At 59.5% G+C, this 7,855-nt stretch carries 16 protein-coding genes; all 16 read right to left on the reverse strand.

Translation table 11 applies throughout. From position 1 onward, the window contains the following. Window positions 1–5: 5 nt before the first annotated feature. The 16 genes from rpsH to rpsJ all read right to left on the reverse strand — a co-directional run bounded on the left by rpsH (window position 6) and on the right by rpsJ (window position 7,514). Entirely contained in the window at window positions 6–401 is a 396-nt protein-coding gene (rpsH, locus tag OEJ37_RS18605) for a 30S ribosomal protein S8 (protein WP_034183605.1), read from the reverse strand. A gap of 14 nt (window positions 402–415) precedes the next feature. Continuing rightward, entirely contained in the window at window positions 416–721 is a 306-nt protein-coding gene (rpsN, locus tag OEJ37_RS18610) for a 30S ribosomal protein S14 (RefSeq protein WP_006482884.1), read from the reverse strand. A gap of 7 nt (window positions 722–728) precedes the next feature. Beyond that, complete coding sequence (rplE, locus tag OEJ37_RS18615) at window positions 729–1,268, reverse strand: 50S ribosomal protein L5 (protein ID WP_006482882.1); 540 nt, start codon at window positions 1,266–1,268, stop codon at window positions 729–731. Window positions 1,269–1,284: 16 nt separating this feature from the next. Further along, the gene (gene rplX / locus OEJ37_RS18620) at window positions 1,285–1,593 is read right to left on the reverse strand and encodes a 50S ribosomal protein L24 (protein WP_006477187.1); all 309 of its coding nucleotides are present in this window, start codon (window positions 1,591–1,593) and stop codon (window positions 1,285–1,287) included. 9 nt (window positions 1,594–1,602) lie between these two features. Beyond that, window positions 1,603–1,971, reverse strand: coding sequence for a 50S ribosomal protein L14 (gene rplN / locus OEJ37_RS18625; RefSeq protein ID WP_006482918.1), 369 nt, complete (start codon window positions 1,969–1,971; stop codon window positions 1,603–1,605). 309 nt (window positions 1,972–2,280) lie between these two features. Beyond that, a complete protein-coding gene (rpsQ, locus tag OEJ37_RS18630) occupies window positions 2,281–2,553 on the reverse strand; it encodes a 30S ribosomal protein S17 (protein ID WP_047899582.1) in 273 nt (90 codons plus the stop codon). Then, on the reverse strand, window positions 2,550–2,744 hold the full coding sequence (gene rpmC / locus OEJ37_RS18635) for a 50S ribosomal protein L29 (RefSeq protein ID WP_006400652.1): 195 nt from the start codon (window positions 2,742–2,744) through the stop codon (window positions 2,550–2,552). Before rpmC ends, rpsQ begins: the two co-directional genes overlap by 4 nt. A 9-nt stretch (window positions 2,745–2,753) precedes the next feature. After that, window positions 2,754–3,170, reverse strand: coding sequence for a 50S ribosomal protein L16 (rplP, locus tag OEJ37_RS18640; protein ID WP_006482873.1), 417 nt, complete (start codon window positions 3,168–3,170; stop codon window positions 2,754–2,756). Between the two features lie 2 nt (window positions 3,171–3,172). Then, window positions 3,173–3,973 (reverse strand): 30S ribosomal protein S3, encoded by an 801-nt coding sequence (rpsC, locus tag OEJ37_RS18645; RefSeq protein ID WP_006482899.1) that lies wholly within the window; start codon window positions 3,971–3,973, stop codon window positions 3,173–3,175. 11 nt (window positions 3,974–3,984) lie between these two features. After that, the gene (gene rplV / locus OEJ37_RS18650; protein WP_004199272.1) at window positions 3,985–4,314 is read right to left on the reverse strand and encodes a 50S ribosomal protein L22; all 330 of its coding nucleotides are present in this window, start codon (window positions 4,312–4,314) and stop codon (window positions 3,985–3,987) included. Between the two features lie 12 nt (window positions 4,315–4,326). Continuing rightward, entirely contained in the window at window positions 4,327–4,602 is a 276-nt protein-coding gene (gene rpsS, locus OEJ37_RS18655; RefSeq protein WP_004199273.1) for a 30S ribosomal protein S19, read from the reverse strand. 10 nt (window positions 4,603–4,612) lie between these two features. Further along, complete coding sequence (gene rplB, locus OEJ37_RS18660; protein WP_006482900.1) at window positions 4,613–5,440, reverse strand: 50S ribosomal protein L2; 828 nt, start codon at window positions 5,438–5,440, stop codon at window positions 4,613–4,615. 2 nt (window positions 5,441–5,442) lie between these two features. Beyond that, window positions 5,443–5,757, reverse strand: coding sequence for a 50S ribosomal protein L23 (gene rplW / locus OEJ37_RS18665; protein WP_004199275.1), 315 nt, complete (start codon window positions 5,755–5,757; stop codon window positions 5,443–5,445). Then, entirely contained in the window at window positions 5,754–6,374 is a 621-nt protein-coding gene (gene rplD, locus OEJ37_RS18670) for a 50S ribosomal protein L4 (RefSeq protein ID WP_011350675.1), read from the reverse strand. Before rplD ends, rplW begins: the two co-directional genes overlap by 4 nt. Next, window positions 6,374–7,024 (reverse strand): 50S ribosomal protein L3, encoded by a 651-nt coding sequence (rplC, locus tag OEJ37_RS18675; RefSeq protein ID WP_006482922.1) that lies wholly within the window; start codon window positions 7,022–7,024, stop codon window positions 6,374–6,376. The genes rplD and rplC overlap by 1 nt, the downstream gene beginning before the upstream one ends. A gap of 178 nt (window positions 7,025–7,202) precedes the next feature. Next, window positions 7,203–7,514, reverse strand: coding sequence for a 30S ribosomal protein S10 (gene rpsJ / locus OEJ37_RS18680; protein WP_004199280.1), 312 nt, complete (start codon window positions 7,512–7,514; stop codon window positions 7,203–7,205). Between the last annotated feature and the right edge of the window lie 341 nt (window positions 7,515–7,855).

Genomic DNA, 7,855 nt, shown 5'->3' on the forward strand with positions numbered 1-7,855 from the left:
CGGCTTTAAGCGACGTAGCAGATGACTTCGCCGCCGACGCCGGTAGCGCGCGCCTTGCGGTCGGTCATCACGCCCTTCGGCGTCGACACGATTGCCACGCCGAGGCCATTCATGACCTGCGGAATGTCGTTACGACCACGGTAGACGCGCAGGCCAGGCTTCGACACGCGCTCGAGGCGTTCGATGACCGGACGGCCAGCGTAGTACTTCAGCGCGATGTTCAGTTCTGCCTTCGCGCCTTCAGCCTTCACCGCGAAATCGTCGATATAACCTTCGTCCTTCAGGACTTGCGCGATTGCAACCTTGACCTTCGACGAGGGCATCGCGACCGATACCTTCTCGACCATCTGCGCGTTGCGGATGCGAGTCAGCATATCGGCGATAGGATCACTCATGCTCATTTACGTTTCTCCTATTACCAGCTCGCCTTGGTCAGGCCAGGAATCTCGCCACGGAATGCGATTTCACGAATCTTGTTACGCGCGAGGCCGAATTTACGGAACGTGCCACGCGGACGGCCCGTGATCGCGCAGCGGTTACGCTGGCGGGTCGGGTTTGCGTTGCGGGGCAGTTGCTGCAGCTCCAGGCGTGCTTCGTAGCGCTCTTCTTCCGACTTGCTTTGGTCTTCGACGATCGCCTTCAGCGCTTCGCGCTTTGCTGCGAACTTCGCGACCAGGCGGGCGCGCTTCTTTTCACGTTCGATCAGTGCCAGTTTAGCCACGGTAACCTCAGTTTCTGAACGGGAACTTGAAGCTGGCGAGCAGAGCCTTTGCTTCGTCGTCGGTCTTCGCAGTCGTCGTGATGCTGATGTTCAGCCCACGCAGTGCGTCGATCTTGTCGTAGTCGATTTCGGGGAAAATGATCTGCTCTTTCACACCGATGTTGTAGTTGCCACGGCCATCGAAAGCACGACCCGACACGCCGCGGAAGTCACGCACGCGGGGCAGGGCAACGGTCACGAAACGGTCGAGGAATTCATACATCGCACGACCACGCAGCGTCACCATCGCGCCGATGGGGTAACCCTGGCGGATCTTGAAGCCTGCGATTGCCTTGCGCGCCTTCGTCACGACCGGCTTCTGACCAGCGATCTTCGTGAGGTCGCCAACGGCGTTCTCGATGATCTTCTTGTCAGCGATCGCTTCGCCAAGACCCATGTTCAGCGTGATCTTGGTGATGCGCGGCACTTCCATGACCGACTTGTAACCGAACTTCTCGATCAGGCCGGGCACAACCTTTTCTTTGTAAAACTCTTGAAAACGAGCCATTTTTTACTCCGCTGCGTCAGGCGCTCAGTACGGCACCGGTCGTCTTCAGGAAGCGAACCTTCTTGCCTTCCTCGACCTTGATGCCAACACGCGACGCCTTGCCATTCGCGTCGACCAGTGCGACGTTCGAAATATGCAGGGGCATCGTCTTCGCTTCCACGCCGCCCGTCGTACCCTTCATCGGGTTCGGCTTCACATGTTTCTTGACGAGGTTGATACCTTCAACCGTCACATGCTCAGCACCGACAGCCAGCACGACGCCGCGCTTGCCCTTGTCCTTGCCGGTAACGACGATCACTTCGTCACCCTTGCGAATCTTGTTCATCGCGACTCCTTACAGCACTTCCGGCGCCAGCGAAACGATCTTCATGAATCGTTCGCTACGCAGCTCACGCGTCACCGGCCCGAAGATACGGGTGCCGATCGGCTCGAGCTTGTTATTCAAAAGCACAGCGGCGTTGCCGTCGAATTTGATCAGCGAGCCGTCTTGACGGCGCACACCCTTGGCGGTGCGGACCACCACGGCGTTGTAAATTTCGCCTTTCTTCACGCGCCCGCGCGGCGTTGCCTCTTTGACGCTCACCTTGATGATGTCGCCAATGCCGGCATAACGACGCTTCGAGCCGCCGAGCACCTTGATGCACAGGACTTCACGTGCACCCGTGTTGTCGGCTACTTCGAGCCGAGATTCGGTCTGGATCATGGTTTGTCTTTCCCAACTTAATCCGGATGCACCACCATGATGCATTCGGTCAGTCTTGGTCCCGTCAGCCAATCGGCTGCTTGGGTTGGAACAGCAGCGACGGCAAACGAAACCCGCCATCGCAATTCGGTGAATCTTTCGGACAGGCTGGCGCCAGTCCGCTTCCCCCACCAACTTCGCCCGCGACGGGGCTCCCATAAAGAGGGAAGACCAGGATTATAACAAATAACCCTGGTCACGCAAGCAAAAACTTTGCGATTTCAAGCACTTCGTGGAGAAGTGCCTGTTACTGCCTGCTGCACCGCCCGCTTAGATGACGCGAGCTGCTTCGACGAGGCGCGACACCGCCCAGGCCTTCGTCTTCGAAACAGGACGAGTTTCCTGGATTTCGACGAGATCGCCTTCGTTGCAGGTGTTCGCTTCATCGTGCGCGTGGTACTTCTTCGAGCGCACGACATACTTGCCGTAGATCGGGTGCTTGACGCGGTGCTCGATCAGCACGGTGACGGTCTTGTCCATCTTGTTGCTGACGACCCGACCGACCAGCGTCCGCTTCAGCGAGGTTTTCACGCTATCGTTCATTTCTGGTTCGCCTTCTGAGTCATGACGGTCCGCACACGTGCGATGTCGCGACGAACCTTCTTCAGCTGGCTCGTGTTCGTGAGCTGCTGGGTCGCGAGTTGCATGCGCAGGCCGAATTGCGCCTTCAGCAGGTCCGCCAGCTCCTTGTTGAGCGCGGCCTGGTCTTTCTGGAGAAGTTCGGAAGCCTTCATGTTTTCTCCTTAGGCGCCGAGCTGGCGCACGATGAATGCCGTCTTCAGCGGCAGCTTGGCTGCAGCCAGACGGAACGCTTCGCGTGCCAGTTCTTCGGTTACGCCGTCCATTTCATAGAGCATCTTGCCCGGCTGAATCTCGGCGACGTAGTACTCCGGGTTACCCTTACCGTTACCCATACGTACTTCGGCCGGCTTCTGCGAAATCGGCTTGTCCGGGAAGATCCGGATCCAGATGCGGCCGCCACGCTTGATGTGACGCGTCATTGCACGACGCGCCGCTTCAATTTGACGTGCGGTCAGACGACCGCGACCGATCGCCTTCAGGCCGAATTCACCGAACGACACTGCGTTGCCGCGCGTCGCCTTGCCGGTGTTACGACCCTTCTGCTCTTTACGATACTTTCTGCGTTTCGGTTGCAGCATCGTTATTCTCCAGTCTTGCCGTCTTCGGGCTTGCCGGCGCCACGGCGCGGTGCGCCACGGCGAGCACCCGGAGCGCCGCCTTCGCCGTCACGGCGCGGACGACGGTCGCCCGGACGCGCATTGCGACGCGGACGCTTGTCTTCGGCTACTTCTTCCACCACCGGTGCGTCATTGCGGCCGAGCGTGTCGCCCTTGTACACCCACACCTTGACGCCGATGATCCCGTAGGTCGTCTTCGCTTCCGAAGTCGCGTAGTCGATATCGGCACGCAGCGTGTGAAGCGGCACGCGACCTTCGCGATACCACTCCGTACGAGCGATTTCGATACCGTTCAGACGGCCCGCGCTCATGATCTTGATGCCCTGGGCACCCAGACGCATCGCGTTCTGCATCGCACGCTTCATCGCGCGACGGAACATGATCCGGCGCTCGAGCTGTTGCGTGATCGAGTCAGCGATCAGTTGCGCATCGGTTTCCGGCTTGCGGATTTCTTCGATGTTGACGTGAACCGGAACGCCCATGCGGCGTTGCAGTTCCGTCTTCAGCTGTTCGATATCCTCGCCCTTCTTGCCGATGACCACACCCGGACGCGAGCTGTAAATCGTGATGCGCGCGTTCTTCGCCGGACGCTCGATGACGACCCGACCGACCGAAGCGTTCTTCAGCTTCTTCTTCAGGTACTCACGAACACCGATGTCTTCCTGCAGCATCGCCGCGAAATTGTTGTTGTTCGCGTACCAACGCGAAGCCCAATTACGGCTGACAGCCAGGCGGAAGCCAGTCGGATGAATTTTCTGTCCCATCGTATGGCTCCTTAATTCCCGACCGTCACAGTGATGTGACAGGATTGCTTCTCGATGCGGTTACCGCGGCCCTTGGCGCGCGCGGTGAAACGCTTGAGCGATGCAGCCTTGTCGACGTAGATGCTCTTGATCTTGAGCTCGTCGATATCGGCGCCTTCGTTGTGCTCCGCATTCGCGATTGCCGACAGCACAACCTTCTTCACGATGCCAGCCGCCTTCTTCGGCGAGAACGTCAGAACGTTCAGCGCCTTGTCGACCGGCAAACCGCGGATCTGGTCAGCCACAAGGCGCGTTTTTTGCGCCGAGATGCGGGCACCGCGATGAATTGCTTTCACTTCCATCTTGATTGCCCCTTATTTCTTGGCCTTCTTGTCGGCTGCGTGACCCTTGAACGTACGGGTCAGTGCGAACTCGCCAAGCTTGTGGCCGACCATGTTTTCCGAGATGTACACCGGAACGTGTTGACGGCCGTTGTGAACAGCGATCGTCAGGCCGATGAAATCCGGCAGAATCGTCGAGCGACGCGACCAGGTCTTGATCGGCTTTTTGTCGCGCGAAGCTGCAGCCGCCTCAACTTTCTTCAGCAAATGGGCGTCGCAGAACGGACCTTTTTTAACAGAACGTGCCATTGCCTACTCCTTAACGCTTGTGACGGCGCTGGACGATCATCGTCGTCGTGCGCTTGTTGCTGCGGGTGCGGTAACCCTTAGCCGGCGTACCCCACGGGCTCACCGGGTCGCGACCTGCAGCCGTCTTGCCCTCACCACCACCGTGCGGGTGATCGACCGGGTTCATCGCAACGCCACGCACCGTCGGGCGGATACCGCGCCAGCGGTTCGCGCCAGCCTTGCCGATCTGGCGCAGGCTATGCTCTTCGTTGCCGACTTCACCGATCGTTGCACGGCACTCGATGTGCACGCGGCGGATTTCGCCCGAGCGCAGGCGAACCTGTGCGTAGACGCCTTCGCGCGCCAGCAGCATGGCCGACGTGCCAGCCGAACGCGCCATTTGCGCGCCCTTGCCCGGCAGCATCTCGATGCAGTGGATCGTCGTACCGACCGGAATGTTGCGGATCGGCAGCGTGTTGCCTGCGCGGATCGGCGCTTCCGAACCCGACATCAGCTGTTGGCCGACCGTCAGGCCCTTCGGGGCGATGATGTAGCGACGCTCGCCGTCTGCGTAGAGCACCAGCGCGATGTTCGCGCTGCGGTTCGGGTCGTACTCGAGACGCTCGACCTTTGCCGGGATGCCATCCTTCGTGCGACGGAAATCGACGATACGATAGTGCTGCTTGTGGCCACCGCCCTTGTGGCGCGTGGTGATGCGGCCGTTGTTGTTACGGCCAGCGGTCGAGCTCTGCGAGTCGAGCAGTGCCGCGAACGGCTTGCCCTGGTGCAGGTTCTTGTTGACCACCTTGACCATCGCGCGGCGACCCGGCGAAGTCGGTTTAACTTTAACGATTGCCATGATTACTTGGCCTCCGCTTCAAAGTTGATTTCCTGGCCGGGCTTCAGGCAAACGTACGCCTTCTTCACGTCCTTGCGGCGGCCCATCGAACGGCCAAAGCGCTTCTGCTTGCCCTTCTGAACCAGCACGTTGACGGAGTCAACTTCAACCTTGAACAGCAGCTCGACAGCCGCCTTCACTTCCTGCTTCGTGGCATCCGGCGCGACTTCGAACACGACTTGCTCGTTCTTGTCGGCAACCAGCGTCGCCTTTTCCGAGATCACCGGTGCGAGCAGGACCTGCATCAAACGATGATCGTTCTTGCGAATCTCGCTCATGACAGCAACTCCTCGATCTGGGCGACCGCAGCCTTCGTGACCAGCACTTTCTTGAAGTAGATCAGCGACAGCGGGTCAGCGTAGCGCGGCTCGACAATTGCCACGTGCGGCAGGTTGCGCGAAGCCAGGTACAGGTTTTCGTCAACCGTGTCGGTAATGATCAGCACGGAGTCGAGACCCATGGTCTTGAATTTTTCGGCCAGCAGCTTGGTCTTCGGCGCTTCGAGGATGATGTCCTCGACAACCGACAGACGGCCTTCACGGGCCAGCTGCGAGAAGATCGAGCAGAGACCTGCGCGATGCATCTTCTTGTTGACCTTGTGCGAGAAGTTTTCTTCCGGCGAGTTCGGGAAGATACGACCACCGCCACGCCACAGCGGGCTCGACGACATACCGGCACGAGCACGGCCCGTACCCTTCTGGCGCCACGGCTTCTTGGTGGTGTGCTTGACCTGCTCGCGGTCCTTCTGCGCGCGGTTACCCTGGCGAGCATTCGCCTGGTAAGCGACGACGACCTGGTGGATCAGCGCTTCGTTGTAGTCACGACCGAACACGACGTCCGATGCGTTGACCACTGCACCTTCCTGACCATTTTCGTTCAGGAGCTTGAGTTCCATTATTTCGCCCCCTTGGTCTTGACGGCCGGCGTGACAAAAACCTTGCCACCCTTCGCGCCCGGAATCGCACCCTTGACGAGCAGCAGCTTGCGCTCTGCGTCGATACGAGCGATTTCGAGGTTCTGCACCGTCACGGTCACGTCACCCATGTGACCCGTCATGCGTTTACCCGGGAACACGCGACCCGGATCCTGCGCCATACCGATCGAGCCCGGCACGTTGTGCGAGCGCGAGTTACCGTGCGTGGCACGGCCGGAGGAGAAGTTGTAACGCTTGATCGTACCGGCGTAGCCCTTACCGATCGACACGCCCTGCACGTCGACCTTCTGGCCCACTTCGAAAAGATCTGCACCGACCACGGCGCCATTCGACAGCTCGGCTGCCTTGGCCGCGTCAATGCGGAATTCCTTGAGGATTTCACCGGCTTCGACACCGGCTTTGGCGAGATGACCTGCCAGCGGCTTCGTCACGCGCGAGGCGCGGCGGGAGCCGAATGCAACCTGCACGGCCGTGTAGCCGTCGGTTTCAACAGTCTTGATCTGCGTCACGCGGTTGTCCGACACGTCCAGCACGGTGACGGGAATCGAATCCCCTTCAGCCGTGAAGATACGGGTCATGCCAACCTTGCGACCTACGAGTCCAAGGCTCATCATTTTCTCCATTCCCGACTGCGATTGGTCGGGGCTGATTTACAAAATGCCAGGCACGCAAGGCCCAACTTTTTTACGCGAATACGCGAAAAGCCAAGCAGTATAGCCCGACCTCTCGATTTCCGCAAGCAATACAAAGACTTAGCGCCACCCGGCAAGCCGATCGGCGCTGGAAGCCTTACTGCAGCTTGATTTCCACGTCGACGCCAGCCGGCAGATCGAGCTTCATCAGCGCGTCAACCGTCTTGTCGGTCGGATCGACGATGTCCATCAGGCGCTGGTGGGTGCGGATTTCGAGCTGATCGCGCGACGTCTTGTTGACGTGCGGCGAACGCAGGATGTCAAAACGCTGAATGCGCGTCGGCAGCGGCACCGGGCCACGGACGATTGCGCCAGTCCGCTTCGCGGTATCGACGATCTCGGCAGCCGATTGATCGATCAGACGATAGTCGAAAGCCTTCAGGCGAATGCGGATTTTCTGTTGCTGCATGACGATTCCTTGAAAAGAGCGAGGCGATGTTGCATCGCCGGACACTAAAAGAACGTGAAACATGACGCCTGCGGGGAGCGAGACATCAGGTTCCGGACAGTACTTCCACTGCTAAGCCCGCGATTCTACACGAAATTGTGGAGCGATGGCGCGGATTTCTCGGCCCACGCAACGGAGCACCGGAAAAACAAAACCGGGTGCCAGCACAAGCTGGGTACCCGGTTTCGACGGTACAACGGCATACCGCGGAATCGCGGACCCCGTCGGGATCCGCGGATCGTCGATATTACTCGATGATCTTGGCGACGACGCCGGCGCCGACGGTACGGCCGCCTTCGCGG

The sequence above is a fragment of the Burkholderia sp. BKH01 genome, from assembly GCF_025685725.1.
GTDB classification, from domain to species: Bacteria; Pseudomonadota; Gammaproteobacteria; order Burkholderiales; family Burkholderiaceae; genus Burkholderia; species Burkholderia pyrrocinia_C.

Bases quoted from the DNA above. Each gene is read 5' to 3' on its own strand.
- rpsH (WP_034183605.1), bottom strand. From the start codon at position 401: ATGAGCATGAGTGATCCTATCGCCGATATGCTGACTCGCATCCGCAAC.
- rplE (WP_006482882.1), bottom strand. From the start codon at position 1,268: ATGGCTCGTTTTCAAGAGTTTTACAAAGAAAAGGTTGTGCCCGGCCTG.
- rplX (WP_006477187.1), bottom strand. From the start codon at position 1,593: ATGAACAAGATTCGCAAGGGTGACGAAGTGATCGTCGTTACCGGCAAG.
- rplN (WP_006482918.1), bottom strand. From the start codon at position 1,971: ATGATCCAGACCGAATCTCGGCTCGAAGTAGCCGACAACACGGGTGCA.
- rpsQ (WP_047899582.1), bottom strand. From the start codon at position 2,553: ATGAACGATAGCGTGAAAACCTCGCTGAAGCGGACGCTGGTCGGTCGG.
- rpmC (WP_006400652.1), bottom strand. From the start codon at position 2,744: ATGAAGGCTTCCGAACTTCTCCAGAAAGACCAGGCCGCGCTCAACAAG.
- rplP (WP_006482873.1), bottom strand. From the start codon at position 3,170: ATGCTGCAACCGAAACGCAGAAAGTATCGTAAAGAGCAGAAGGGTCGT.
- rpsC (WP_006482899.1), bottom strand. From the start codon at position 3,973: ATGGGACAGAAAATTCATCCGACTGGCTTCCGCCTGGCTGTCAGCCGT.
- rplV (WP_004199272.1), bottom strand. From the start codon at position 4,314: ATGGAAGTGAAAGCAATTCATCGCGGTGCCCGCATCTCGGCGCAAAAA.
- rpsS (WP_004199273.1), bottom strand. From the start codon at position 4,602: ATGGCACGTTCTGTTAAAAAAGGTCCGTTCTGCGACGCCCATTTGCTG.
- rplB (WP_006482900.1), bottom strand. From the start codon at position 5,440: ATGGCAATCGTTAAAGTTAAACCGACTTCGCCGGGTCGCCGCGCGATG.
- rplW (WP_004199275.1), bottom strand. From the start codon at position 5,757: ATGAGCGAGATTCGCAAGAACGATCATCGTTTGATGCAGGTCCTGCTC.
- rplD (WP_011350675.1), bottom strand. From the start codon at position 6,374: ATGGAACTCAAGCTCCTGAACGAAAATGGTCAGGAAGGTGCAGTGGTC.
- rplC (WP_006482922.1), bottom strand. From the start codon at position 7,024: ATGAGCCTTGGACTCGTAGGTCGCAAGGTTGGCATGACCCGTATCTTC.
- rpsJ (WP_004199280.1), bottom strand. From the start codon at position 7,514: ATGCAGCAACAGAAAATCCGCATTCGCCTGAAGGCTTTCGACTATCGT.